A 26,626-nucleotide genomic window follows, 5' to 3' on the forward strand; every position below is an offset into this window, starting at 1 on the left:
TACGTCAGATGGACTTGAAAACTATCACCTATCTCGTAGTAGGTGCCACATTTCTTCTCTATATCGGTATCGCCATTTGGGCGCGTGCTGGTTCAACCAAAGAATTTTACGTCGCTGGCGGTGGTGTCAACCCAATAGCAAATGGTATGGCAACGGCCGCTGACTGGATGTCTGCCGCATCGTTTATTTCGATGGCCGGTTTAATCGCTTTTATGGGTTATGGTGGTTCAGTCTTCCTAATGGGCTGGACTGGTGGTTATGTACTACTTGCCCTACTTCTAGCACCTTACCTACGTAAGTTTGGTAAGTTTACGGTGCCTGAGTTTGTAGGTGAGCGTTTTTACTCCAAAACCGCTCGTGTTGTTGCCGTTGCTTGTTTGATTATCGCTTCGGTTACTTATGTTATTGGTCAAATGAAAGGGGTTGGCGTTGCATTTGGACGTTTCCTAGAAGTTGACTACTCAACCGGTCTTATCATTGGTATGTGTATCGTATTCATTTACGCTGTAATGGGCGGAATGAAAGGGATCACTTACACGCAGATTGCTCAGTATTGCGTACTCATTTTAGCTTACACTATTCCAGCAGTCTTTATCTCTCTGCAACTTACTGGTCACGCTCTACCCCAAATCGGTTTAGGGAGTACCATGATAGGAACCGATGTCTACTTGCTCGACCGGCTAGACCAAGTCGTCACCGAGCTCGGATTCAGTGAATACACCACCCAGGTCCGGGGCGATACATTAAATATGTTCGTCTACACGATGTCACTGATGATTGGTACAGCGGGTCTGCCTCACGTAATCATTCGTTTCTTCACTGTACCAAAGGTTCGTGATGCGCGTACATCAGCAGGTTGGGCACTATTCTTTATTGCTATTCTTTATACGACAGCACCTGCTGTATCAGCAATGGCACGCCTAAACCTAATGGATACGGTAAATCCAGCTCCTGGTCAGTACCTTGCTTATGATGAACGTCCTGACTGGTTTAAGAACTGGGAAAAAACAGGGCTACTTGGTTTTGATGACATAAATAATGATGGCAACATCAACTATACTTCTAGCTCAGAGACCAATGAGCTGAAAGTTGACCGCGACATCATGGTATTGGCTAACCCTGAGATTGCAAAACTGCCTAACTGGGTTATCGCTTTGGTTGCAGCAGGTGGTCTAGCAGCTGCACTATCAACCGCTGCCGGTCTATTGTTGGCTATCTCATCCTCCATATCGCATGATTTAATCAAAGGGGTAATAAACCCCAATATATCAGAGAAAAAAGAATTGCTCGCCAGCCGAATATCCATGGCGGTTGCCATTGCGGTTGCGGGGTATTTGGGCCTCAATCCACCAGGGTTTGCGGCGGGTACGGTTGCCCTCGCGTTTGGTCTAGCGGCTTCCTCTATCTTCCCGGCATTGATGATGGGTATCTTCAGCAAGACCATCAATAAAGAAGGTGCTATTGCGGGTATGATTACAGGTATCACTATTACACTGTTCTACGTATTCCAACACAAAGGCATTCTGTTTGTTGCTGACTGGACATACCTTGAAAGCTGGGGAAGCAACTGGTTCTTAGGTATTGAACCAAACGCCTTTGGTGCAATTGGTGCGGTATTTAACTTTGTTGTTGCCTTCGGTGTCTCTCGCGTAACCGCAGAAACTCCACAAGAAGTAAAAGACTTGGTTGAGCACGTGCGAATTCCTGCCGGTGCTGGTGATGCTGTTGATCACTAAAATATAACCTATCCCACAAAAGCCTCTTCGGGGGCTTTTTTTATCTGTCCAATACTGTACTTTATCTATTATTACAATTAGTTAACTTTTTATAGCGCCTATTGCTGCAAGGAAGCCAATATGTTTAAAAGTAAGCACCTCATCGTTGCTATGCTCGTTACTCCTGTTCTCTCGATTCTCGCTTACGTTGGTACGGATTTGGCCCTCAGTGAGAAGCCCCACGCAGCAAAAAAAGGAGAAGCATACAAGCTCTTAAGTAAATCGAACTGTCGTTATACGAGTGGCTTATGTGATATGGAAAATGGCGAATTTAAAATTAAGTTTCGTTCAGAAAACCTGACTGACGATCAACTGTTTCTCAGCCTCAGCTCAAAGCTTCCTTTAGAAGGTATTAAAGTATCGCTAGCGGAAAACCTAGAAGAGACAAGTGCACCTGTGAGCATGGTGCGTATCGACGAAACCAACCTTAACTGGAAAGTAACACTACCCGCCCCTTCATCAGAGGAAAATTGGTTAAGAGTCGCCGCTCAAGTGAACGACACACTATACTACGGCGACACCCAAACCATCTTCGTGACCTACGAGACGCTGCTGAATAAGTCCGAATAAAATCAGCCCAAACAATGAGAAGCGAGCTATTTTATCTGATTTAAAATAGCTCTCAGTTTCAGCGGTTTGACCGGCTTAGGAATAAAAGCAAACCCGTTAGACTTTATCCCATCCAGCATATCTTGTGTTCTATCCGCGCTAATAATGACACCTTTGAACTTATCTCCTAAGCGCAGACGACACTGCTGCAAAACTTCTAATCCAGTCCGGCCATTATCCAATCGATAGTCTGAGAAAATGACATCGGGAACCCAATTATCTTCCAGAGCCTTCAAGCTTTGCATTAAATCCTCCGCCGTTTTGATTTCACAGCCCCAGCGCGCCAATAAGCTTTCCATTCCAACTAAGATTTCACGTTCGTTATCCACACAAAGAATTTTTAAATGTGATAGGTCAGATACAGGTAACAATGTGGGTTTGATCTCAACAATCTGTTCACTGCTCGCGCGATTCAAGGTGATCGAAAAGACGCTGCCTTCTTTTGGCCAAGAACGTAACGATATTTGATGGCCTAATACATGAGCTATACCTTTTGAAATGGCCAGGCCAAGACCTAGGCCTTGATCTGAACGAATTTGACTGCCTCGAGTAAATTCTTCAAAGATCTCTTGCTGTTTGTTTTCATCAATGCCAATACCATTATCCCAAACCTCAATGCGAACATCATCACCGACTCGTCTCACACCGAGACGCACTTTGCCTTTCGGACAATAGCGAAAAGCATTGGTGAGAAAGTTTTGGACCACTCGCCTTAATAACTTGGGATCAGACTTCACGACTAATGACGAAGGGATCATCTTAAAAGACAGTTGCTGCTGCTTAGCAAGAGCGCTAAATTCCGCATCCAAATTTGCCAGAACATCTTTTATGGCAAAGCTGTGAATATTGACATCTAATTTGCCCGATTCAAGCCGCGAGATGTCGAGCAAATCGCCAATGAGATCCTCAGCGGCTTCCAAAGCGCTTTCAATATGGCGAGATAAACCTTTCACTTCTTGTTCTTTCGCTACTTCCGTTAGGGATGATGCAAACAAGCGCGCCGCGTTAAGTGGTTGCATCAAATCGTGGCTAACTGCCGCCAAAAAACGGGATTTTGACTGAGACTCGTGCTCAGAACGTTGCGTGGCACTGACTAACTGCTTGTTAAGGCGCTCTAACTCTTGTGTACGCTTTAAAACCCGAGACTCTAACGTTTCATTGGCTTCTTTTAACGCTTGCTCTGCGTCTCTAAAGACGGTGATGTCGGTAAAGCTCATCACAAAACCACCGCTTGGCATTGGATTACCTTGTACCTCAATCACTCGACCATCTGGGCGAATTCGAGAAGAGGTGTGCCTTGTGCCTTGCTCTAAGTGTTGCACTCGTCGTCGGACATGGCCTTCAGGATCACCCGGACCGCAAAGCCCGTTCTGAGCATTATGTCGAATCACATCAGCAATCGGTCTTCCCACTTGAATGAGCCCAGCGGGAAATTCAAACAGTTCTAGATAACGCTGATTCCAGGCCACCAGCCTCAGTTGCCTATCAACCACGGCGATGCCTTGCCCAATATGTTCAATAGCGCCTTGAAGAAGCCCTCGACTAAAGTCATACAATTCCGATGCTTCATCAACAATTGTTGCCACTTCCTCTAACTGCATATTTTTACCTTGCAGTGCAGAAGTCAGTACCAACTTAGCGGAAGAAGCGCCAAACACACCAGCCAGCACACGTTCGGTATGGCGAATCAAGGTTGATGGTGCCTGTTGATTAGGCAACAATGTTTCATGTTGCTGATTCCAAAACTGCTTAAACGCATTGCGGACGCGTGTTCGCCCAACAAAACGAGAAGCCAGCATCTCCAGTTCAGCCACCGTGACTCGACTTTGATACAAGCTTTGGTTTTCACTTTCAGGTAATGGCGTACCCACAAATGAAGCCGATTGTAAGCGCTCACTTAGGCTAGCTCGCGTCACCATAGAAATGAAAACATAGCAAAACGTATTGATCAAAACGCTGAGTAGCATTCCCCAATCAGAGCTTTGAACTCCCCAGCCAGTGAATAGCTCTGGTGGGGTGATCACCCAAAGAAGGGCATTATTACTTGCATCTCCTGCCAAAATACCGGTTTGACTCATCAAGGTGATGAGCCAGATGCCAAACCCAAAAGCAAGACCGACATACACCCCTTTTCGGTTACCTGTACGCCAATACATCCCTCCAATCAGGGCAGGAGCAAATTGAGTAATCGCAGCAAATGAAAGGAACCCAATGGCAGATAAAGAGTGAATCGTGTCTAGGGCTTGATAAAACCCCCATGCGCCAATCAGTAACAATAGAATCAAGGCGCGTCGAATGATCAGCAATAACCCAGAAAAGTGTCGATGATTTTTCCCAGTAATCCGCATCCGCCGTAGCAACAGTGGCATAACCAAGTCATTTGACACCATGATAGCGAGTGCAATGGTAGAGACGATCACCATACCACTTGCCGCAGAGGTGCCGCCTAAAAACGCCAACAGAGCAATATTGTCAGCTCCCACAGACATTGGGACACTGATGACATAAGCATCGGCAGGGCTTCCCGCCAGTAAGCTTTGCCCTACCCAAGCGATAGGAAGAACAAAGATACCCATTAAGATCAGATAGAGAGGAAACAACCAGCGCGCAGTGTGGAGATCTTGAGCTCGTTCATTTTCAACAACCATGGTATGAAATTGTCTTGGTAAACAGACAATAGCCACCATCGTCAATAATGTGTGAATGAATAAGGTCGGGAGATTGGGAGATTGATAGGTTTGCTTTGCTACCGAGACTAAATCAATGTTTTCTTGATTCCACGCCAAGTAAATAATGAAGAACCCAACGGTCAAAAATGCCACCAACTTAATCACCGATTCAAACGCAATGGCCATCATCATGCCGCGGTGATGCTCGGTATTATCGATATGGCGCGTACCAAACAACATGGTAAACATCGCTAATGCCCCCACGACAAACCAAGACACATAGCGATCTTGATAACCAAGATCACTTGCTAGGTTTGGTGCGACAATCTCTAACCCCATGGTGATACCGCGTAATTGCAGTGCGATATATGGCAAGATACCAGCCACCGCTATCAGCGTAACCACCACCGCAAGGCCTTGCGACTTTCCGTATCGGGCCGCGATGAAATCGGCAATTGAGGTGATATGCTCTCGCTTCGCGGTCAAGACTAAGCGCGCTAATACCCGCCACCCTAAGGTAAAGACAATAATGGGCGCGATGTATATGGGCAAAAAGGACCAGGGGTTGCTGCTTGCCTGCCCCACCGTTCCGTAGAATGTCCAGGAGGTACAGTACACCGCGATGGATAGGCTGTAGATCCAAGGCCGCCATTTAGCAAGCCAATGAGACTGGCGGTCACCATACCAAGCGACCAAAAACAAAATGCCAAGGTACGCGAGTGACACGGGTATGACGATCCATCCTTGCATTAGACATCCTTTTCTAAGCAGCAGTTACAAAATAAAAAACCTCTCGCCCTATCATTAATAAAAAGGAGGAGAGGTCTCATTTAACTAAGGAACTGCCGTAATCTCAATCAACTGAGTCTAATTCTGTGCTTTGGGCTCCGCTTTCTGCGCATCGGTTATTATTGACGCTCTAGGTTCTACTTTCACAAACAGCGCCAGTCCTCCCATTAAAGCCATCGCCCAAAAAACATCCGCTCCCCAATTCTCATAACCCCAACCACTGAGCGTTGTAAGAAGAGCGATAACGGCCCCTAGAGGAATCGCATTATACAAGGCTTGCAGTGCCACCATTTTATGCTCTTCTTCTTGCTGAATGTATTGGATCGCTGCAATGTGCGCGACCGCAAAGGTAATCCCATGCAGAAGCTGCACAAGAACCAACGCATAAATCTCGGTAGTTGACGCTGTGATTCCCCAACGCACCATGACACCAATGGCCGCCATCACAAATAGAGATCGCAGTGTCCAACCAGAGAAAAAGCGCTTACTGAAAGCGAACACCATCACCTCAGCAACAACGCCCAAACTCCATAAATAACCAATGATATCCGCCGAGTAGCCCGCATCACGCCAGTAAATGGCACTGAAACTGTAATAAGCAGCGTGGCTTCCCTGAATCAGCGCAATCAATGTTAAGAACTTAATCACTGGCCACTCTCGTAAAAGTTGAGAGACTTTTGGTCGCTCGGTTATTTGCTTATTTTGGGTTTCCGGCATGACCGAAATGTTCCTCATTGAAATGATCAATGAGAAAAGTACCCCTGCCAACGCGGTATAAAGAATCATATCCGTGCCATACAAGGACACCAGATACCCCACGACGGTAGAACCTGCAATGAAAGCAATCGAACCCCATAAACGGGTTCGTCCGTAATCCAACCTTTTTAACCGAGCATAATAATTAGCAAGGGCATCCGACAACGGCACTATGGGTCCACAACATAGATTAAACAGTACCGTCGCCAGTGCCATTAGCCAAAAATTGCCTCCCGTGAAGAAATGGAAACCGACAAACAAAAATGCCGCTAAGCTCAGCCAACGAAGTGCAGGAAGAAGATGTTCCGCTTTATGAATTCGAGGGGTTATCACCAAGTTTGAAACACAACGGGTCGCAAAACCGACACCAACAAGCACACCAATATCGGTTGCAGAGACACCTTGTTCTTCAAACCAAAGCGCCCAAAACGGGAGATAAACACCGTAAGCAAAAAAGAAACCAACAAAATACTGGGAGATCCAGGCAAAAGGAGATGGGGTTAACATCAAAGACTCCAAAAGGGAATTGAGCAAGCGAGGCCATTATGGACCTTGCTTAAGAGATAAAAAAGGGAAGAAAGCGCCTTGATGGATTTCCGGTTTAAGTATCGCCTAGAAAAATCATTCCGATGGCATTAGACCAAAGTCGTCTGGAGGTACTGGCGAAATTTGTCACACTGACAATGCGGGTAATCAATTGAGAGGAACGGTGATGCCAGACAAATTTAATATGCAATCCCCACCTTTTGATCGACTTACAGAAGAGCAGCAACACACATTACGCTCCTCTCTTGATGTCGCTTATTACCGCAATAAAGACATTATTTTACAACCAGACCAGCCCTGTGACTATTTAAACATCCTAATCAAAGGCGCAGTCGAAGAACGCTCAACGGACACTTCTGAAGTTTACGCCCATTACGCCAATGATGACATGTTTGATGTCAGGGCTCTATTTGAGGGCAACGCTCGCCACCAATACATCGCCTTAGAAGACACGCTCTCGTACTTACTGCCAAAAGATATTTTCACTGAACTGTATGAAGCGAACGGTCAATTTGCGGCTTACTTTGATAACAACTTAAAAAAACGCCAAGTACTTATCAAGGAAGCTCAGCAACAGCAAAATCTCGCAGAGTTTATTTTAACCAAAGTGGACAGCTCTATTTACCACCCTCCAATGATCTTAGAGCCCGAACAGCCACTTAATGAGGTCACCCTACAGTTAAAAGAAGCAGGGTTAGATTCGGCACTGGTTCGGCTTTCTGACCACGATATTCGCTTAATCGACAATGCCAGCGCTCACCCTTACGCCATTGTTACCCGCACCAATATGTTGCACGCTGTCATGCTCGACAATCACCCATTAGATACCGCCGTCAGTAAAATAGCGACCTTTCCTGTGGTTCATATTGACGATGGTGATTTCCTCTTCAACGCCATGATCTCAATGACACGTAATAAAATGAAGCGAGTCATGGTGTGTGATGGAAAAGAAGCGGTGGGCATGCTAGACATGACACAAATTCTGAGTGCATTTTCAACACACTCTCATGTACTCACGTTGAGTATCGCCCGTTCAACCAGTATCGAGGAGTTAGCGCTTGCTTCAAACCGTCAACGACAACTGGTTGAGAGCTTACTAAGCAATGGCATTCGCACCCGGTTTATCATGGAACTCATTTCGGCGGTCAACGAACAAATCATCGAAAAGGCATTCGAATTGGTGGTGCCACCCGCCTTACATGATCATTGCTGCTTGATTGTTCTTGGATCAGAAGGACGCGGGGAGCAAATACTGAAAACCGATCAAGATAACGCGCTGATCATCAAAGATGGTTTAGAGTGGCATCAATGCCAACCCATCATGAACGAGTTAACCCACACGCTGCAACAACTTGGCTACCCTCTTTGCCCTGGAGATGTCATGGTTAACAACCCTAAATGGGTCAAATCGCAACAACATTGGAAAGAGACGATTGAGCGATGGGTACAAGGTGCAAGGCCAGAACATGTGATGGATATCGCCATCATGGCAGATGCTCATGCCGTCGCTGGAAATCGACAACTGCTAACGAGCGTCAGTGACCATCTGCAGAACTTAATGAAAAATAAAATGTTGGTGCTGCAAGAATTCACTCGACCAGCGCTACAATTTTCTATTCCTTTAACATTGTTTGGTAACGTCAAAAAAGTCAAAGAAGGGCTGGATATAAAGCGGGGGGGCATTTTTCCTATCGTCCATGGCATACGAGCACTGGCCTTAGAGTATGGGCTCAATGAAAAGAATACCTTCGAGCGTATTAAAACTCTGCGGGTCAAACGTATTTTGGAACCAGAAACCGCAGATAACCTCAGTGAAGCGTTAAAACTATTTTTCAAATTACGCTTATCTCAGCAGCTCTCTTTCGATCACAGCTCAAACAACATTGAATTAAAACAACTCGATAGAACGGAACGAGACATATTGCGGCACAGCTTACATGTGGTGAAAAAATTCAAACAGTTCCTTAGCTATCATTATCAAATAAGGGACTAAACCGTGATCATAATGGTAAACACTCGATGAACTGGTTATTACGCAAGTTTTGGTCTTGTAAGCTGAAGGGATCGCCCTATCAGTCACTCTTTGGTGCTCCTCAGAAAGGAGAGTTTGTCTCCCTTGATTGTGAAACCACAAGCTTAGATCCTCATCGCGCTGAATTAGTCACGATTGCAGCAACAAAAATCATCGATAACAGAATCATCACAAGTAAACCGTTTGAAGTCCGTTTAAGAGCGCCTCAATCTCTCGATTCCGGTTCAGTTAAAATTCACAAAATACGACATCAAGACCTAGTGGATGGTATTGGGGAAAAAGACGCCATCATACAACTCCTTGACTTTATTGGGCGTCGCCCTCTGGTGGGTTACCACATACGCTACGACAAGACGATCCTTGATATTGCCTGTAAAAAACATCTTGGATTTCCCTTGCCAAACCCTCTGATTGAAGTAAGCCAAATTTATCACGACAAGCTTGAACGTCATCTACCCAATGCCTATTTTGATCTCAGCCTTGATGCCATTTGTAAACACCTCGATATCCCAATACAAGGCAAACATGATGCACTGCAAGACGCGATATCGGCTGCCCTGGTTTTTGTTCGACTGACAAAAGGCGATCTGCCCTCCTTCACTGTCCCGTATCGATAATCGCTAGCCGATAGCCGATAGCGAAACACGCCATACCCTCAATTAAACATTCGACTCGCTTCGCACTTTTTCAAACTAAACCCCGATTAAATAAGTGAACAATCCCCTCTCATCCTAAAGTCTAATTGTGGAAAACCATCAGTTAACAGAAAGTGGGCGTTATACAAACTTTCCAATAACGTTTAATAAAACGAAGTCATAGCAACAATAAAATGGAAATTTATCTAGCTCGCCACATCAAGGCCCAAGGAGAGAAGCAATGAGTGAATCACACGTTTATCCGGTAAAAGAACATATTAAAGCAAATACCCATGCGGATAATGACACTTACCTAGCCATGTACCAGCAGTCTGTCTCTAACCCTGAAGGATTCTGGGCTGAGCACGGAAAAATCGTTGATTGGATCAAGCCATTCACTCAAGTTAAAAGTACTTCGTTCGATACTGGCCATGTAGACATTCGCTGGTTTGAAGACGGTACACTTAACGTTTCAGCCAACTGTATCGACCGTCACCTTGCTGATCGTGGTGATGAAGTGGCGATTATTTGGGAGGGTGATGACCCTGCCGACGACAAGACACTAACGTTTAACGAACTGCATAAAGAAGTGTGTCTATTTTCAAACGCTCTAAAAGAGCAAGGCGTTCGTAAAGGGGATGTTGTCTGCCTTTACATGCCAATGGTTCCAGAAGCTGCGGTTGCTATGCTTGCCTGTACACGTATTGGCGCGGTTCATACTGTTGTATTCGGTGGTTTCTCTCCAGAAGCGCTCTCTGGCCGTATCATTGATTCAGATGCAAAAGTGGTTGTGACTGCTGATGAAGGTGTTCGTGGTGGCCGCGCTGTGCCATTGAAGAAAAACGTTGATGAAGCACTGACTAACCCTGAAGTGAAGAACATTGAAAAAGTCTTTGTTTTCAAACGTACTGGTGGCGATATTGATTGGCATGAGCATCGTGATGTTTGGTGGCATGAAGCAACAGCATCAGTATCTGCTGACTGTCCACCAGAAGAGATGAAGGCTGAAGACCCACTGTTTATTCTTTATACCTCCGGCTCAACGGGTAAACCAAAAGGTGTGCTGCATACCACTGGCGGCTATCTCGTTTACGCCACCATGACATTCAAATATGTCTTTGATTATCAAGAAGGTGAAACATTCTGGTGTACCGCTGATGTCGGTTGGATCACAGGTCACACATACCTTATCTATGGGCCACTGGCGAATGGTGCTAAAACCATTCTATTTGAAGGCGTGCCAAACTATCCAAATACTAGCCGCATGAGTGAAGTAGTCGATAAGCATCAAGTTAATATTCTTTATACGGCACCAACCGCCATTCGTGCACTAATGGCAAAAGGCACTGAAGCGGTTGATGGCACATCAAGATCCAGCCTGCGAATCATGGGTTCCGTCGGTGAACCTATTAACCCTGAAGCGTGGGAGTGGTATTACAAGACGATCGGTAATGAGAAGTCACCAATCGTTGATACATGGTGGCAAACAGAAACCGGTGGCATCTTAATCGCACCACTACCAGGCGCTACCGATCTAAAACCAGGATCAGCAACCCGACCATTCTTTGGTGTACAGCCAGCCCTAGTTGATAATATGGGCAACATTATCGAAGAAACGGCAGCGGAAGGTAACCTGGTTATTCTCGACTCTTGGCCTGGGCAAATGCGAACGGTTTATGGCGATCATGAACGTTTTGAGCAAACTTACTTCTCCACCTTCAAAGGCATGTACTTCACCAGTGATGGTGCAAGACGTGATGAAGATGGTTATTACTGGATTACCGGCCGTGTCGATGACGTACTGAACGTATCGGGTCACCGTATGGGTACCGCGGAAGTCGAGTCAGCACTGGTGGCTCACAGTAAAATTGCTGAGGCTGCGATTGTGGGTATTCCACACGATATCAAAGGCCAAGCAATCTACGCGTACATTACGTTAAATGATGGTGAATTCCCAAGCGCTGAACTTCATAAAGAAGTGAAAGATTGGGTACGTAAAGAAATTGGCCCTATTGCGACACCCGATGTCCTCCACTGGACCGATTCCCTGCCAAAAACTCGCTCAGGTAAAATCATGCGACGTATTTTGCGCAAAATTGCTACCGGTGACACCAGCAACTTAGGTGATACATCAACACTCGCGGATCCGAGTGTGGTAGAAAAGCTCATCGCAGAAAAAGCAGAACTTGTTTAATCACTCACCAATAAAAAGGTGATTGCCTAAGCGAAACTCAGCAAGTGAGATAAACGAGACGTTTAAAACACTTTGTAGATGAAACCGTCACTTCTGTGGCGGTTTTTTTATGGGAACAACCTCAAATTTTAACCATCCAAACATGAGGGTTAATGTATTTTTTGTTAACTCGGTAACAGAACTAGCCGTTACAAACAGGTGATTAGACCAGTAAATTGCTGCGATTTGCGCTGAATTAGCTATAATCGTGTTCTATTTTCAAAAAATCGCGATATTTTGACAAAAATTTCATGCCGATTCTTTGAATATGTGGGAATATTATGATTCATCACACGATATAGGAAGATGGCAACACAATGACTGCAAAATCTCGCATTCTAGTCCTAAATGGTCCAAATATTAACCTTTTAGGGTTAAGAGAGCCCGCTCATTACGGTTCTCAAACGCTAGCTCAGATCATTGACACCTTAACCGAGCAGGCATCAGATGCTCAGGTTGAGTTGCAACATCTCCAATCGAATAGAGAATATGAGCTGCTCGAAACCATTCATGATGCCTTTGGAAAAGTGGATTTTATCATTATAAATCCCGCAGCTTTTACGCACACAAGTGTCGCACTTCGAGATGCACTACTTGGCGTTGCAATCCCATTTATTGAAGTGCATTTATCAAACGTTCATGCACGAGAACCTTTCCGTCACCACTCTTACCTTTCAGATAAAGCTGAAGGCGTTATTTGTGGCTTGGGCGCACAAGGGTACGAATTCGCTTTGGCGGCAGCAATTAAACACCTGCAATCTAAATAGTGAAACCGCTGTCAAAGCAACCAAATTACGACAAAGTAAACAAACACTCTACAGCTCACTATAGAGCTGTCTTATTCACAAGATGAAGAGAAAAGAAAAATGGATATCCGCAAAATTAAAAAGCTTATTGAATTAGTCGAAGAGTCTGGCATTGCTGAGCTAGAGATCTCTGAAGGTGAAGAGTCAGTAAGAATCAGTCGTCATGGTGCTGCACCGCAAATGGCACCAATGCACTATGCTGCTCCAGCACCTGTTGCAGCTCCAGCAGCGGCACCGATCGCTAGTGCGGCTCCAGCGGTAGAAGCGGCTCCAGCTGCACCTTCTGGACACCAAGTTCTTTCCCCAATGGTTGGCACTTTCTATGGCGCTCCAAGCCCTGATGCGAAACCATTTGTGAAAGTTGGCCAACAAGTTAACGCTGGCGATACGATCTGTATCGTTGAAGCAATGAAAATGATGAACCAAATCGAAGCTGACACATCTGGTGTAGTTACTGCGATCCTAGTTGAAGATGGCCAACCGGTTGAATTCGACCAAGCACTTGTTGTTATCGAATAATAGAGGCAGTCTCTCATGTTAGATAAATTAGTCATCGCGAACCGAGGTGAAATTGCACTTCGAATCCTTCGCGCATGTAAAGAATTAGGCATTAAGACCGTAGCGGTTCACTCAACCGCTGATCGCGACCTAAAGCACGTTCTTCTTGCTGATGAAACGCTATGTATAGGTCCTGCTCGTGGTATTGACAGCTACTTAAACATTCCTCGTATTATTTCAGCCGCAGAAGTAACAGGAGCAGTAGCGATTCACCCTGGCTACGGTTTCTTATCTGAGAACGCTGATTTTGCTGAGCAAGTTGAGCGAAGCGGATTCATCTTTGTTGGTCCTAAAGCGGAAACGATTCGCATCATGGGTGACAAAGTTTCTGCTATCACCGCAATGAAAAAAGCAGGCGTTCCTTGTGTTCCAGGCTCGGATGGTCCATTGGATGATGATGATGCAAAGAACAAAGCACACGCAAAACGCATTGGTTTCCCAGTCATCATCAAAGCCTCTGGCGGCGGTGGTGGTCGCGGTATGCGAGTGGTACGAAGTGACGCTGAACTTGTAGAAGCGATTGCAATGACTCGTGCAGAAGCGAAAGCGTGTTTCAATAACGATGTGGTTTATATGGAGAAATTCCTAGAAAACCCTCGTCACGTTGAAGTTCAGATTATTGCTGATGGTCAAGGTGGCGCTATTCACCTCGGCGAGCGTGACTGTTCAATGCAACGTCGTCACCAGAAAGTCGTTGAAGAAGCCCCTGCTCCAGGTATTACAGAAGAAATGCGTAAGTACATTGGTGAACGTTGTACACGAGCATGTCTTGAAATCGGTTACCGCGGCGCTGGTACGTTCGAATTTCTATACGAAAACGGGGAGTTCTATTTCATCGAAATGAACACGCGTATTCAAGTTGAGCACCCAGTAACAGAGATGGTGACTGGTGTTGATCTGATCAAAGAGCAACTTCGCGTTGCAGCTGGGCAGCCTCTGTCATTTACTCAAGATGATATTAAGCTTCGTGGTCACGCTATCGAGTGCCGTATCAATGCTGAAGATCCTGAGCGTTTCCTACCTTCACCAGGTAAGATCACACGCTTCCATGCTCCAGGTGGTATGGGTGTTCGTTGGGAATCGCATATTTACACAGGTTACACGGTGCCGCCTCATTACGATTCAATGATTGGTAAACTGATCACCTTTGGTGAGAACCGTGATGTTGCCATTGCTCGCATGAAAAATGCGCTGAGCGAGATGATCATCGAAGGTATTAAGGTGAACGTAACGCTGCAAGAGTCGATCATGAACGACGAGAACTTCCAACATGGTGGCGCAAACATCCACTATCTTGAGAAAAAGCTCGGCCTTCAATAAGCTTCTGCTCTTGGCTCAAGATAAATAACCTTGGTTATTTACCCCAAGCACAGCTAAATCGCTGGCACAGTTAAAATGCTCACTTCGGTGAGCATTTTTGTTTATGGCTATAAAACCGACAAATTTCTGCTAAACTCTGCGCCATTCCACTATCTCCATCTTTCTAAGAGCACATACACATGCCATGGATTCAAATCAAACTTAACGCAACCAAAGACAATGCCGAAGCCATTAGCGATATGCTAATGGAGGAAGCCGGTGCTTTATCAGTGACTTTTTTAGATGCTCGCGACACCCCCATTTTTGAGCCATTACCGGGGGAAACCCGCCTTTGGGGTGATATCGATGTTCTCGCACTCTTCGATGCTGAAGACGATACAACGTTCATTCTAAAGCAAATCAAATTGAGTCAGCTGCTAGACGAAGGATTCGCATACAAAATTGAGCAGCTAGAAGATAAAGACTGGGAGCGAGAGTGGATGGATAACTTCCACCCAATGAAGTTTGGTGAGCGATTATGGATTTGCCCAAGCTGGAAAGAGGTACCCGATCCTAAAGCAGTCAACGTTATGCTTGATCCCGGCCTTGCCTTTGGGACAGGAACACACCCAACGACAGCCTTATGCCTAGAATGGCTTGAAGGCCTAGATTTAACCGGGAAGACGGTCATTGATTTTGGTTGTGGATCAGGGATTTTGGCCATTGCCGCCATCAAACTAGGCGCGAAGAAAGTAGTCGGTATCGACATCGATCCACAAGCGCTGGTTGCTTCTAAAGACAATGCCCAACGTAATGGTGTTGAAGATCAGCTTGAGGTCTACCTGCCTCAAGATCAACCTGAAGGCTTTGTCGCAGATGTTGTCGTCGCCAATATTCTTGCTGCGCCTCTTCGTGAGCTTTCACCGATCATTAAGGGCCTAGTTAAGCCTAATGGTGCTTTAGCTATGTCTGGCGTGCTGGACACGCAAGCTGAAGATGTCGCGACTTACTACCAAGACGAATTTCACATCGATCCAATCAAAGAAATCAGTGAATGGTGCCGTATTTCCGGTTCAAAACGCGCCTGACAAAGACTTTTTACGCTTAATTGATTGAAATTCATACAGTTTACACAAACAATTTGTAAATGCTCAAATATTAGTCTTTTCACGCAGCAAAAAAATGCGTAAAATGCGCGCCCTTGCTGCCGTATAACTGTGAAGACGTTTTGAAACTAGGAAATCATCAACTCAAGAATAATCTAATTGTTGCGCCTATGGCTGGAGTAACCGATAGACCTTTTCGAGAGTTATGCCTACGTTATGGTGCGGGAATGGCCGTCAGTGAAATGATGTCGTCAAACCCAAAACTGTGGAAAACGTCTAAGTCTATGCAACGCATGGTGCACGAAGGTGAATCTGGTATTCGCTCAGTGCAAATTGCAGGTGCAGATCCACAGCTTATGGCAGAAGCTGCTCAGTTTAATGTTGAAAACGGTGCGCAAATCATCGATATCAATATGGGTTGTCCAGCAAAAAAAGTAAACAAGAAGCTTGCCGGATCAGCATTACTACAGCATCCAGAACTCATTAAAGAGATTCTAACCGCCGTTGTTAATGCTGTAGATGTTCCTGTGACACTAAAAACCCGGACAGGCTGGGATACAGAGAATCGTAACTGTGTCCATATAGCGAAATTAGCCGAAGACTGCGGGATACAAGCACTAGCGCTCCATGGGAGAACTCGGGCATGTATGTACAAAGGCGAGGCAGAATATGAACACATTAAAGCGGCAAAACAAGCGATCTCGATACCGGTCATTGCCAATGGTGATATCGATAGCCCAGAGAAAGCAAAGTTTGTTCTAGAGTACACTGGAGCGGACGCTTTAATGATTGGTCGCCCTGCACAAGGTCGTCCATGGATTTTTCAGGAAATCCAACACTATTTGGAAAACGGCACCACAATGCCTGCCCTTCCTTTAGAGGAAGTAAAAGACATACTGCTTGGACATGTGAACGCTCTCCATGATTTTTATGGTGAGTTTTTAGGCCCTCGAATTGCTCGTAAGCATGTCGGGTGGTACTTAAAATCACATGAACGAGCAAGTGAGTTTCGCCGTACCTTCAATGCTATCGATGCAGCTCCGCTGCAACTTGATGCATTAGAGGGTTATTTTGATAACGTTGCATCATAATTAATGAGAAGAGCTAGACCGAATATGTTCGAACAAAATATAACTTCAGAAGCTTTAACAGTTACTACCGTTACTTCACAAGATCAAATTGCGCAAAAACCACTGCGTGATTCAGTTAAAGCATCTCTTAAAAACTATCTTGCGCAATTAAATGGCCAAGAAGTCACTGAACTATATGAGTTAGTACTAGCTGAAGTTGAACAGCCATTACTCGATACTATCATGCAGTACACACGTGGTAACCAAACTCGTGCAGCAACTATGATGGGTATCAACCGCGGAACTCTTCGCAAAAAACTTAAAAAATACGGCATGAACTAATTGCTGATTATTTTTTATAACTATATGGGTTAGCAATGATTGCTAGCCCTTTTTTGTTTTTGACTTTTAGGGTTCGTGATAGGGACTGACAACACAGCTCCAAGTCCTTTAACTCGACCCACCAACCTTACCGCAGTAACCCAGTTCGACGTCATATTCTGATCGTTCACGTACAGCATCCCTTATAGCAATCCAGTCAAACTAAATAAGTACAATAACTTACAAAGATTAATCAATGTGTGAGCGTTTACGATTGCCATGGATAAATTAGGCGATATAATGATCAATCAACTTCACAGTCAGGCTGCCTATATGATTGATATGCAACGAGAAGAATGGCTTTTTCTGATCCTCAGAGAGCTGCCTGATCGTCACAGTATCGTCACTCAAGCCGGTGAGGTCATTGAGGATTTTCACTCCAAACACGCACACTCCAAAGGGCTATCCGATCTCGTTCCACCTCAGGTTGCCGATCAACTTCAACAAGCGATAGCGCTCGCAATCTCAACCAGAACAACGCAAAGCCTGCAGTACGCCATCAGCCCATGTCAGCAGTTGCAGCTATCAATAGAAGAGCTTGATACACTCGAGGAAAGTGGAGAACGTTGGATCAAAGCACACCTCACACCAATAGAATCACCAAATGGTGAATGGGTTGTTATCTGGAAACAAAACGATATCACCCAAGAGTATCTATACCAAACTGAGCTTAAACGCCTTTCTGAAACAGATGAGCTAACTAACACGTTAAATCGACGAGCGTTCTTCATTGAGTTAGAGCAAGCCATGCAGTCTTCGGAGGTGGCACTATCATGCCTTATGGTCGACATCGATCACTTCAAAGAGATAAACGATAAGGTAGGGCATCTCTCTGGCGATAATGCGATCGTTCAAGTAGCAAAAATATGCCAAAGTAACCTTCCACCCAACAGTAAAATTGGCCGACTTGGAGGTGAAGAGTTTTGTGTATTAATAAAAGGGAAAAGTGCCATTGAAGCGTATGAGATCGCCGAAAATATTCGTGAAGCTATCTCGCAAACCCCTTGCCATGTCGATGAACATATTATTTATATGACAGTAAGTATCGGTATTACAGAAAAACAGCACGTTCAATCAACAGTAAGAGACTTGTTAATTGAAGCCGATAAAGCCATGTACTACTCCAAGCAAACCGGACGTGATCAAGTCACCATTTATCACTCAAGTTTGCCGAAAATAACAACGAAGAATAGTCTAAACGTTAAGATTCTCAGAGCCTCCTAGTTATCCACTAACGGCACTTGGTATTTTCACTGGCTAATGCGCCCAATATCGAACAGTGGCTCGCATTATCATCAATATGCCCACAACACGCATCATTCATTTTTTTAAGCGCAGCTCGGATATGGGTAAGTTCGTGAATCTTATCATCGATAAGCGCTAACTTTGCCGAGGTAATCGATTTTACTTCAGCACAACTGTGCACGGTTGGCTCTAATTTAATGTCTAGGAGTTCTTTAATTTCATCCAAACTGAGCCCTAACTCCTTTGCCTTTAGAATAAAGTTCACCTGTTGCTGGTTATTTTCGTTATATAGACGATAACCAGCCTCGCTTCTCCCCGCGGGTTTTATGAGCCTATTTTTCTCATAGAAACGCAAGGTATCTGTACTTACTTGGCATTTTTTAGCTAATTCACCGATCTTAAACATGTTTCCCCCTACTCCTTTGTCCGTTCCACAATTAACCTTATCGTTACTTTTCAGGCTGAAATAGCACTTTTCATAATTAATTTTGAGATGCCAAACGATTGCGCGAGCTTTTTTGTAATAAATTAGTTAGAATCTGCGCCATCAAATTTGGAGTTGGTTATCTTATTGCTTAATCATAAGACGACCCCAAAAGGTCTTTACCAAAACTGGCCAATATTTTATCTCTTACTGGTATCTAAGATAATCCACGCTAAGAAGATAGAAACAAGTTCTTTTTTGGCAAATATCTTTATTTTAACCCCATGAATTTGAGGAAGATGGAAGCATGACTAACGCTCGTCCAATTCGCCGCGCTCTCATCAGCGTATCAGACAAAACTGGTATCGTTGAATTTGCACAAGCTCTTGCTAACCGTGGTGTAGATATCTTATCTACCGGTGGCACTGCTCGCCTGCTTGCTGAAAAAGGCATCTCTGTTACAGAAGTATCTGACTACACTGGTTTCCCAGAAATGATGGATGGCCGTGTTAAGACTCTGCACCCAAAAGTTCATGGTGGTGTTCTAGGTCGTCGTGGCCAAGATGATGACGTGATGGAAACTCACGGTATCAACCCTATCGATATGGTTGTTGTAAACCTCTACCCATTCGCAGAAACCGTTGCTAAAGAAGGTTGTACCCTTGCTGACGCTGTTGAGAACATCGACATCGGCGGTCCAACAATGGTTCGCTCTGCTGCTAAAAACCACAAAGACGTCACTATTGTTGTTAACGCACACGACTACAAGCGCGTTGTCACTGAAATGGACGCGAACGATAAATCTCTAACACTAGAGACTCGCTTCGACCTCGCTATCGCAGCATTCGAACACACCGCTTCTTATGACGGCATGATCGCAAACTACTTCGGCACTATGGTTCCATCTTACGGTGCCTCTTTACTTGATGAAGAAGGTAAGAAGGCTGACGAAGAGAGCAAATTCCCTCGCACGTTCAACCAACAGTTCGAGAAAAAGCAAGACATGCGCTACGGTGAGAACAGCCACCAGGCAGCCGCATTCTACGTTGAAGCAAACCCTGAAGAAGCATCTGTTTCTACTGCTCGCCAAATTCAAGGGAAAGCCCTTTCTTACAACAACATCGCTGACACTGACGCAGCACTTGAGTGTGTGAAAGAGTTCGACCAGCCAGCCTGTGTGATCGTTAAGCACGCTAACCCATGTGGTGTTGCACTAGGTGAAGACATTCTAGAAGCTTACGACCGTGCATTCAAAACAGACCCAACGTCTGCATTTGGCGGCATCATTGCTTTCAACCGTGAGCTAGACGCTGCAACAGCAACGGCTATCACTGAGCGTCAATTCGTTGAAGTTATCATTGCACCATCAGTTTCTGCTGAAGCAGTAGAAATCGTAGCGGCTAAGAAAAACCTTCGTCTACTTGAGTGTGGCGAGTGGACAACTAAGACAACTGGCTTTGACGTTAAACGCGTTAACGGTGGTTTGCTAGTTCAAGACCGCGACCAAGGCATGGTGTCTGAAGATGACCTGAAAGTGGTTTCTAAGCGCCAACCTACTGCTGAAGAGATGAAAGATGCATTGTTCTGCTGGAAAGTAGCGAAGTACGTTAAATCTAACGCGATTGTTTACTCGAAAGGCGACATGACGATTGGTGTGGGCGCAGGCCAAATGAGCCGCGTTTACTCTGCGAAAATCGCAGGCATCAAAGCGGCAGACGAAGGTCTACAGGTTGAAGGTTGTGTAATGGCATCAGATGCATTCTTCCCATTCCGTGACGGTATCGACGCAGCAGCAGAAGCTGGCATCAAGTGTGTTATCCAACCGGGCGGCTCTATGCGTGATGACGAAGTTATCGCAGCAGCAGACGAACACGGCATGGCGATGATCTTTACGGGCATGCGTCACTTCCGCCACTAATTTCCTCTTCGTATTTGGCACTGTGGCGTCGTTAGCTGCTTTCGCCCACCCCGGTCACATAGCGGACTATGCTCCTGGGGATGGGCTCAATTGCTGCCTAGCCACATCACCAACTACTTTGAGCAAGACTTATTTAATTTAGCTAATTTGAAATACTCTTAGTTTTAGAAATTTTTCATTTTAGAGCAAAGCCATATTGATAAGGTCAAGGAGAGCTCGCGGAGTTTATAACTATAAATGAGCAAGCTCGACGCAGAGATTAACAATATGGCGCAGCTATCAAAGGATAAATAAAATGAATGTACTTATTATCGGTGCTGGCGGTAGAGAACATGCTTTGGGTTGGAAAGCGGCACAAAACCCAAATGTTGAAACGGTATTCATCGCTCCAGGTAACGCAGGTACTGCACTTGAGCCTAAACTTGAGAACGTAAACATCGGCGTTGAAGACATCGCTGGCTTAGTCGCGTTTGCTCAAGAGAAAAAAATCGAACTGACTATCGTTGGCCCTGAAGCGCCATTGGTTATCGGTGTGGTTGATGCATTCCGCGAAGTTGGCCTACCAATCTTTGGCCCAACTCAAGCGGCAGCGCAGCTTGAAGGTTCTAAAGCATTCACCAAAGACTTCCTAGCTCGTCACGATATCCCAACAGGTTCTTACGCGAACTTCACTGAGATTGAGCCAGCTCTCGCTTACGTTCGTGAGCAAGGTGCTCCAATCGTAGTCAAAGCGGATGGCTTAGCTGCAGGCAAAGGCGTTATCGTTGCAATGACCCTTGAAGAAGCTGAAGACGCAATCAAAGACATGCTAGCAGGCAACGCATTTGGCGAAGCAGGCAGCCGTGTGGTTATCGAAGAGTTCCTTGAAGGCGAAGAAGCAAGCTTCATCGTAATGGTCGATGGCTCTAGCGTGCTCCCTATGGCTACCAGTCAAGACCATAAACGTGTTGGCGACAAAGACACAGGCCCTAACACAGGTGGTATGGGTGCTTACTCTCCAGCCCCAGTGGTAACGCCTGAAATCCACAACCGTATCCTTGAGGAAGTTATCTACCCAACAGTACGTGGTATGGACGCGGAAGGCGCACCTTACACGGGTTTCCTTTACGCTGGCCTAATGATCGATGCTGACGGCACACCTAAGGTTATCGAATACAACTGCCGCTTCGGCGACCCAGAGACGCAACCTATCATGATGCGTATGGAATCGGATCTTGTTGAGCTTTGCCTAATGGCTATCGACGAGAAACTCGACGAAGCAGAATCGAAGTGGGATCCACGCGCGTCTATTGGTGTTGTTCTTGCGGCTGGCGGTTACCCTGCTGACTACGCAAAAGGTGACGTTATTTCACTACCAACAAGCGAAGTTGAAGGCCAAAAGATTTTCCATGCAGGTACGACAAATAACGAAGCTGGCGACGTTGTGACAAACGGCGGTCGCGTACTTTGTGCAACGGCACTTGGTAATACGGTTTCTGAGGCTCAGGAGCACGCATACGCGTTAACTAAACAGGTTAGCTGGAATGGTATGTTCCACCGCAATGACATAGGTTACCGCGCGATTGCTCGTGAAAATGAAGCAAAATAAATGACCGATATCCGGGAAACAAAAAGAGGCGCTACCAAGCGCCTCTTTTTACATCTGGGCCTAATTGACTACTCTTTATCGATAAGGCTTGGGCGCTCAATACAATCATGGCTATTATCATCGAGCATCAATAACTCTTCTATTACAATTTTATTAGCGCTGGTCTTACCCAGGACTGCAATATAACTATTAAACGCGGATAAACGGTTAACTACAAACGTAGGCAACGTATGGTTAAACTCTATTTCATCATACGATTGACCGGAGCAGGTTTCAAAATTTGAACCATCCCAGTAGCCTTGAATTAGCGTATTACCCTCTCGAACGAGCCCCTTCGTCACGTCCGCGATAGAGTTGGCTTCAAGCTGATAACGTTGCAATTGCTCTGCATTTAACGGCAGCACCTTATCATCAATGCGATACTGCTGATAAACTGCTTCACCATTAACATTAAAACGAACATGAACTCGGTATGGGACCAGATCTGAGCCTTGGACTTGTTCACCTTCACGAATAAACTCTCGCACCGCTCCTTCACTCCATCGATAATCCGATTTGTACCATCCATAATCACCGGAAAACACGTAATTCCCAGCATTATAGGGCTGACTTAAACGCTCGGTATACCAATAGAATGTGGCGGCATCCCCCATTGTCTTACCACCCGTGTAGTCAGAAAACTGATCAAGATTCGAAGTGGATACTGATGAAGAGCAACCTAATAGAGAAAAGCTGATTAATGAAGATAAAAGGATTTTTTTCATAGATAGGAAATAACGCCAAGATAGATTACCTTGGCGTATTGTAAATTACTTTACTGAATCTTTCAGTGCTTTACCTGCCACAAACGCCGGAACGTTAGCTGCAGCAATTTGGATTTCTGCACCAGTCTTTGGATTACGGCCAGTACGCGCTGCACGGTGATTTACTTTGAATGTACCAAAACCAATTAGTTGAACCTGGTCACCGTCTTTAAGTGCTTCAGTCACGCTACCAAGAGTGGCTTCTAGAGCCGCTTTCGCTTGAGCTTTTGATAGATCTGCTTTTTCAGCAATAAAGTCGATTAATTGGGTCTTGTTCATTGGGTTTCCCTTCTTTATAGGTTATCGAATTCAACTCACTCTAATGCATAAAGCCCCCGTCTGGCAAAGGTTTGTCGGCGTTCTTTCGCTTTAATGACGTACTTTTAACCGTATTATGAGCATTAACTCACAATTTGAGCGCCATAACCCAAGCATTCGTATCTTCCTTACCACTGTAAGCATGCACACTATCTAAACATACGCTTCAAATTCAAGCGACTTCCGCTGCGGAAAATACTGTAGAAACCAGCGTATTATTTAATTTGAGGTTTTGAATTTTTAGATGATAATGCGTGTCTTATGGCAGTATCTTTTATTAAAAACCCAAATAGGAACTCTATGCTGTTACTTTTCATTTATGTCTTTGTTGCTATAGGCGTCTCTTTCATTTGTTCAATACTGGAAGCTGTATTACTCAGCATTACCCCAAGCTATATCGCCCAACTAAAACAGAGTAATCACCCATCGGCGCCGAGGCTTGCTGCATTAAAACAGAATATTGATCGACCACTCGCGTCCATTTTAACGTTGAATACTATTGCCCACACCATAGGAGCAGCAAGTGCCGGTGCTCAGGCAGCCGCTGTTTTTGGTAGCCAGTGGCTAGGCGTTTTTTCAGCCATACTGACATTGGGGATACTCGTATTGTCCGAAATTGTACCTAAAACAATCGGAGCAACATATTGGCGTCAATTATCACCCGTATCTGCTGTTATTCTATATTGGATGGTTTGGGCTCTTACGCCGTTCGTTTGGTGTTCAGAACAAATCACTAAACGACTAGCTAAAGGAGTTCAGGCACCAAAAGTAAGAGATGAGTTATCAGCGATGGCGACACTCGCAAAAGAAAGTGGAGAGTTTGCGGAAGGTGAGTCTAAGATATTACATAACCTACTTAACCTGAGTAATGTGCCAATCACCCAGGTCATGACACCACGTCCAGTGGTATTTAGAGCAAGTGCTGAGCTGACCATCGAAGAGTTTCTCGCAGAACACGCAGGAACTCCTTTCTCTCGTCCTTTGATATACAGTGGTTCTAAGGACAATATCCTCGGGTTTGTCCACCGGTTAGACCTATTCAAACACAAGCAAATTGGTGAAGAAAATCGACAACTAGGGTCAGTTATGAGACCAATTCATGTCGTCTTGAACACAAAATCGGTACCTGCAGCCTTCGAACAAATCATGGCACTACGCCTTCAGATCGCTATGATTGTCGATGAATATGGTACGGTTCAAGGCATTGTCACACTAGAAGACATTTTTGAGCACTTAATTGGCGAAGAGATCATTGATGAGGCTGATCACTCTGTAGATATGCAGCAACTCGCTTTTGAACGATGGGAAACTTGGAAGAAACAGCATGGATTAATTGAAAGCCAAGCGGATGGCGAGCGATAGTAACCTTGAAGTCTTACTATCGCCTGCTCACTAAAGAGATATTCCAATGTTGCTTAGAGCTTCGTCTTTTAATTCTTGGCGCAAATCCTTAATCAGCTCTATGTCTCGCTCTTGGGATTCTCTTAGTGGTCTAAATATAGCCCATTGAACGTCCCATTCGGCGCAAACCGCTTCATTTTCTTTTTGATTATCGTTTGTGATCTCAATCTGAGTTTGAGCTTCTTCTAATTGAGCAACAGTCACAACAGAAATCTGACTGAGCTTTTGCATATTGTCATAAAGATCATCACGGTCGAGGAGGCCGTGTAACAAAGTCGACAAGCCTATACACGCGTCGATAGCTGGGTATACACCATAAAAATCGAAATCTTCTGAACTTGGGATAATCTCTTCCAGTTTCTCTAACTGGCGTTCAAAATTTATTTTTGCACTCTTAACTGTCAACAACTCCCATACACTATCAAGAATGTCACGATACACTCGACTCTCAGAAAATTTTGTATTCTGACAAAATATGGCATAGTTGGGATACATACGCTCGCAAAGACAAGCCATAAATGTAATTTGTTGCCAAGGTTCAAATTTTTCAAGACGGACCTGGATAGGATTCTGTAGCATAGTCACTCATTATTGCAGAAGAAAAATACATCAGAAGTGTACTTGATTACTCTCTGGGAAAACAGCAAAGCCTATGAACAATTTTAATAACGCGCTCTATATCGATACCGACAATAATACGAAATATATCGAGCTTATCGCTCAGCTAAAGTTGCCCGACTTATCAATAGTCGATGATCCCTTACTTGCGAACATTGCTTTGGTTTCTCCTCCTTTGTTATCAACTAAGATAAGTCAGTTTGCCAAGCTGGAGTGGGCACAATCCGTTTATGCAGGTGTTGATGCATTGTCAAACCACTCCACTGAGATCGACTTTACGGTTACGAATGTAAAAGGAATATTTGGGCAACAGATATCTGAGTATGTGATCGGTTACTCTCTGGAATATCATCGACATTTTTTACAGTATAAAGAGCAGCAGAACTCAAATGAATGGTCACCTATCCCCTATACAACGTTAGACAATAAGTGCATGTTGGTTTTAGGCACAGGGTCTATCGGTAACCATGTAGCAAAAACAGCGAAAGTATTGGGTTTAAACGTTATTGGTGTCAATCGAAGTGGTATCCCCCCTAAAGATTCTAATTTCGATGAAACCTATCATATACAAGAGCTTACTGTTTCATTATCCAAAGCCGATATAATAGTTTCTACACTACCGAACACACTGGGCACTCAATATTTGTTGAACGAAAGCTCCTTGAGCTATTGTAAAAATGCGTTGTTGTTTAACGTTGGTAGAGGAACCATTATTGATGAGAAGGGACTTTTGAACTCGTTGTCTAAAGGCTTCTTAAGCCATGCTTATCTTGATGTGTTTATTCAAGAACCACTGGATGTTAAACATCCTTACTGGAATCACCCACAAATAACAGTAACGCCTCATATTGCAGCGGTGAGTTTTCCTGAGCAGGTTATTGAACAGTTTAAAAATAACTATATGCGATGGATTTCTGGGTTTAACCTCGAAAATGTCGTCGACTTGAATAAGGGCTACTAGTCTTTTTCATAAAAATACATAGCCCTTTATAGGGGAAAGGATTAGGTCGTTTTCTCTAAACGTAAAAAAGCCCAAGTCTTTCGACT

General features: G+C 44.7%; 22 protein-coding genes. 16 read left to right on the top strand and 6 right to left on the bottom strand.

Annotated elements, in window-relative coordinates:
• Positions 1–8: 8 nt before the first annotated feature.
• On the top strand, positions 9–1,736 hold the full coding sequence (locus A1QO_RS18105; RefSeq protein ID WP_017041521.1) for a sodium:solute symporter family protein: 1,728 nt from the start codon (positions 9–11) through the stop codon (positions 1,734–1,736).
• Between the two features lie 120 nt (positions 1,737–1,856).
• On the top strand, positions 1,857–2,345 hold the full coding sequence (locus A1QO_RS18110; RefSeq protein ID WP_017035708.1) for a hypothetical protein: 489 nt from the start codon (positions 1,857–1,859) through the stop codon (positions 2,343–2,345).
• 26 nt (positions 2,346–2,371) lie between these two features.
• Here the strand turns inward: A1QO_RS18110 and A1QO_RS18115 are convergent, their stop codons facing one another.
• Positions 2,372–5,803, bottom strand: a complete 3,432-nt coding sequence (locus A1QO_RS18115; protein ID WP_017041522.1) for a PAS domain-containing hybrid sensor histidine kinase/response regulator — start codon at positions 5,801–5,803, stop codon at positions 2,372–2,374.
• A gap of 117 nt (positions 5,804–5,920) precedes the next feature.
• Positions 5,921–7,105: a 3-phenylpropionate MFS transporter gene (locus A1QO_RS18120; RefSeq protein WP_017039394.1), complete on the bottom strand. Its 1,185-nt coding sequence runs from the start codon at positions 7,103–7,105 to the stop codon at positions 5,921–5,923.
• A gap of 205 nt (positions 7,106–7,310) precedes the next feature.
• Between A1QO_RS18120 and A1QO_RS18125 the strand changes: the two genes are divergently transcribed.
• From A1QO_RS18125 to A1QO_RS18170, 10 genes are all read left to right on the top strand, one after another.
• A complete protein-coding gene (locus A1QO_RS18125; RefSeq protein ID WP_017035705.1) occupies positions 7,311–9,137 on the top strand; it encodes a DUF294 nucleotidyltransferase-like domain-containing protein in 1,827 nt (608 codons plus the stop codon).
• Between the two features lie 26 nt (positions 9,138–9,163).
• Positions 9,164–9,793, top strand: coding sequence for a 3'-5' exonuclease (locus tag A1QO_RS18130; RefSeq protein ID WP_017035704.1), 630 nt, complete (start codon positions 9,164–9,166; stop codon positions 9,791–9,793).
• A gap of 259 nt (positions 9,794–10,052) precedes the next feature.
• On the top strand, positions 10,053–12,005 hold the full coding sequence (gene acs, locus A1QO_RS18135; RefSeq protein WP_017035703.1) for an acetate--CoA ligase: 1,953 nt from the start codon (positions 10,053–10,055) through the stop codon (positions 12,003–12,005).
• Positions 12,006–12,361: 356 nt separating this feature from the next.
• The gene (gene aroQ, locus A1QO_RS18140) at positions 12,362–12,811 is read left to right on the top strand and encodes a type II 3-dehydroquinate dehydratase (RefSeq protein WP_017035702.1); all 450 of its coding nucleotides are present in this window, start codon (positions 12,362–12,364) and stop codon (positions 12,809–12,811) included.
• Between the two features lie 99 nt (positions 12,812–12,910).
• Entirely contained in the window at positions 12,911–13,369 is a 459-nt protein-coding gene (gene accB / locus A1QO_RS18145; protein WP_017035701.1) for an acetyl-CoA carboxylase biotin carboxyl carrier protein, read from the top strand.
• A 15-nt stretch (positions 13,370–13,384) separates the two neighbouring features.
• Positions 13,385–14,728, top strand: coding sequence for an acetyl-CoA carboxylase biotin carboxylase subunit (gene accC, locus A1QO_RS18150; protein WP_017039393.1), 1,344 nt, complete (start codon positions 13,385–13,387; stop codon positions 14,726–14,728).
• A 179-nt stretch (positions 14,729–14,907) separates the two neighbouring features.
• Entirely contained in the window at positions 14,908–15,795 is an 888-nt protein-coding gene (gene prmA, locus A1QO_RS18155) for a 50S ribosomal protein L11 methyltransferase (RefSeq protein WP_017037165.1), read from the top strand.
• Positions 15,796–15,935: 140 nt separating this feature from the next.
• The gene (gene dusB / locus A1QO_RS18160) at positions 15,936–16,904 is read left to right on the top strand and encodes a tRNA dihydrouridine synthase DusB (protein WP_026026829.1); all 969 of its coding nucleotides are present in this window, start codon (positions 15,936–15,938) and stop codon (positions 16,902–16,904) included.
• A gap of 24 nt (positions 16,905–16,928) precedes the next feature.
• Positions 16,929–17,225: a DNA-binding transcriptional regulator Fis gene (gene fis, locus A1QO_RS18165; RefSeq protein ID WP_017035697.1), complete on the top strand. Its 297-nt coding sequence runs from the start codon at positions 16,929–16,931 to the stop codon at positions 17,223–17,225.
• Between the two features lie 279 nt (positions 17,226–17,504).
• Complete coding sequence (locus A1QO_RS18170; RefSeq protein WP_017041523.1) at positions 17,505–18,488, top strand: GGDEF domain-containing protein; 984 nt, start codon at positions 17,505–17,507, stop codon at positions 18,486–18,488.
• Between the two features lie 7 nt (positions 18,489–18,495).
• Here the strand turns inward: A1QO_RS18170 and zntR are convergent, their stop codons facing one another.
• Entirely contained in the window at positions 18,496–18,915 is a 420-nt protein-coding gene (zntR, locus tag A1QO_RS18175) for a Zn(2+)-responsive transcriptional regulator (protein WP_017035695.1), read from the bottom strand.
• A 325-nt stretch (positions 18,916–19,240) separates the two neighbouring features.
• Here zntR and purH point away from each other — a divergent pair, with 325 nt between their 5' ends.
• Together purH and purD are read left to right on the top strand one after the other, a co-directional pair.
• Entirely contained in the window at positions 19,241–20,851 is a 1,611-nt protein-coding gene (purH, locus tag A1QO_RS18180) for a bifunctional phosphoribosylaminoimidazolecarboxamide formyltransferase/IMP cyclohydrolase (protein WP_017035694.1), read from the top strand.
• A 295-nt stretch (positions 20,852–21,146) separates the two neighbouring features.
• Positions 21,147–22,439 (top strand): phosphoribosylamine--glycine ligase, encoded by a 1,293-nt coding sequence (purD, locus tag A1QO_RS18185; RefSeq protein ID WP_017035693.1) that lies wholly within the window; start codon positions 21,147–21,149, stop codon positions 22,437–22,439.
• Positions 22,440–22,507: 68 nt separating this feature from the next.
• On the opposite strand, the gene A1QO_RS18190 is transcribed toward purD, so the two are convergent.
• Positions 22,508–23,203 (bottom strand): DUF1481 domain-containing protein, encoded by a 696-nt coding sequence (locus tag A1QO_RS18190; RefSeq protein ID WP_017041524.1) that lies wholly within the window; start codon positions 23,201–23,203, stop codon positions 22,508–22,510.
• A 45-nt stretch (positions 23,204–23,248) separates the two neighbouring features.
• Positions 23,249–23,521 (bottom strand): nucleoid-associated protein HU-alpha, encoded by a 273-nt coding sequence (gene hupA / locus A1QO_RS18195; RefSeq protein WP_017035691.1) that lies wholly within the window; start codon positions 23,519–23,521, stop codon positions 23,249–23,251.
• 339 nt (positions 23,522–23,860) lie between these two features.
• Here hupA and A1QO_RS18200 point away from each other — a divergent pair, with 339 nt between their 5' ends.
• Positions 23,861–24,922, top strand: a complete 1,062-nt coding sequence (locus A1QO_RS18200; protein WP_017035690.1) for a CNNM domain-containing protein — start codon at positions 23,861–23,863, stop codon at positions 24,920–24,922.
• A gap of 30 nt (positions 24,923–24,952) precedes the next feature.
• Here A1QO_RS18200 and A1QO_RS18205 read toward each other — a convergent pair whose 3' ends face one another.
• Positions 24,953–25,540, bottom strand: coding sequence for a YjaG family protein (locus tag A1QO_RS18205; RefSeq protein ID WP_017035689.1), 588 nt, complete (start codon positions 25,538–25,540; stop codon positions 24,953–24,955).
• A gap of 73 nt (positions 25,541–25,613) precedes the next feature.
• Between A1QO_RS18205 and A1QO_RS18210 the strand changes: the two genes are divergently transcribed.
• Positions 25,614–26,540 (top strand): D-2-hydroxyacid dehydrogenase, encoded by a 927-nt coding sequence (locus A1QO_RS18210; RefSeq protein ID WP_017041525.1) that lies wholly within the window; start codon positions 25,614–25,616, stop codon positions 26,538–26,540.
• The last annotated feature ends 86 nt before the right edge of the window (positions 26,541–26,626 follow it).

Source organism: Vibrio genomosp. F10 str. ZF-129 (assembly GCF_000287055.2).
In the GTDB taxonomy this organism is placed as follows: Bacteria; Pseudomonadota; Gammaproteobacteria; order Enterobacterales; family Vibrionaceae; genus Vibrio.

Excerpts from the sequence above, each read along its gene's own strand:
- A1QO_RS18105 (WP_017041521.1), top strand. The coding sequence starts at position 9 with ATGGACTTGAAAACTATCACCTATCTCGTAGTAGGTGCCACATTTCTT.
- A1QO_RS18190 (WP_017041524.1), bottom strand. The coding sequence starts at position 23,203 with ATGAAAAAAATCCTTTTATCTTCATTAATCAGCTTTTCTCTATTAGGT.
- purH (WP_017035694.1), top strand. The coding sequence starts at position 19,241 with ATGACTAACGCTCGTCCAATTCGCCGCGCTCTCATCAGCGTATCAGAC.
- A1QO_RS18110 (WP_017035708.1), top strand. The coding sequence starts at position 1,857 with ATGTTTAAAAGTAAGCACCTCATCGTTGCTATGCTCGTTACTCCTGTT.
- accC (WP_017039393.1), top strand. The coding sequence starts at position 13,385 with ATGTTAGATAAATTAGTCATCGCGAACCGAGGTGAAATTGCACTTCGA.
- A1QO_RS18130 (WP_017035704.1), top strand. The coding sequence starts at position 9,164 with ATGAACTGGTTATTACGCAAGTTTTGGTCTTGTAAGCTGAAGGGATCG.
- A1QO_RS18125 (WP_017035705.1), top strand. The coding sequence starts at position 7,311 with ATGCCAGACAAATTTAATATGCAATCCCCACCTTTTGATCGACTTACA.
- aroQ (WP_017035702.1), top strand. The coding sequence starts at position 12,362 with ATGACTGCAAAATCTCGCATTCTAGTCCTAAATGGTCCAAATATTAAC.
- hupA (WP_017035691.1), bottom strand. The coding sequence starts at position 23,521 with ATGAACAAGACCCAATTAATCGACTTTATTGCTGAAAAAGCAGATCTA.
- prmA (WP_017037165.1), top strand. The coding sequence starts at position 14,908 with ATGCCATGGATTCAAATCAAACTTAACGCAACCAAAGACAATGCCGAA.
- A1QO_RS18170 (WP_017041523.1), top strand. The coding sequence starts at position 17,505 with ATGATCAATCAACTTCACAGTCAGGCTGCCTATATGATTGATATGCAA.
- acs (WP_017035703.1), top strand. The coding sequence starts at position 10,053 with ATGAGTGAATCACACGTTTATCCGGTAAAAGAACATATTAAAGCAAAT.
- fis (WP_017035697.1), top strand. The coding sequence starts at position 16,929 with ATGTTCGAACAAAATATAACTTCAGAAGCTTTAACAGTTACTACCGTT.
- zntR (WP_017035695.1), bottom strand. The coding sequence starts at position 18,915 with ATGTTTAAGATCGGTGAATTAGCTAAAAAATGCCAAGTAAGTACAGAT.
- A1QO_RS18115 (WP_017041522.1), bottom strand. The coding sequence starts at position 5,803 with ATGCAAGGATGGATCGTCATACCCGTGTCACTCGCGTACCTTGGCATT.
- purD (WP_017035693.1), top strand. The coding sequence starts at position 21,147 with ATGAATGTACTTATTATCGGTGCTGGCGGTAGAGAACATGCTTTGGGT.
- accB (WP_017035701.1), top strand. The coding sequence starts at position 12,911 with ATGGATATCCGCAAAATTAAAAAGCTTATTGAATTAGTCGAAGAGTCT.
- A1QO_RS18120 (WP_017039394.1), bottom strand. The coding sequence starts at position 7,105 with ATGTTAACCCCATCTCCTTTTGCCTGGATCTCCCAGTATTTTGTTGGT.
- A1QO_RS18205 (WP_017035689.1), bottom strand. The coding sequence starts at position 25,540 with ATGCTACAGAATCCTATCCAGGTCCGTCTTGAAAAATTTGAACCTTGG.
- A1QO_RS18210 (WP_017041525.1), top strand. The coding sequence starts at position 25,614 with ATGAACAATTTTAATAACGCGCTCTATATCGATACCGACAATAATACG.
- A1QO_RS18200 (WP_017035690.1), top strand. The coding sequence starts at position 23,861 with ATGCTGTTACTTTTCATTTATGTCTTTGTTGCTATAGGCGTCTCTTTC.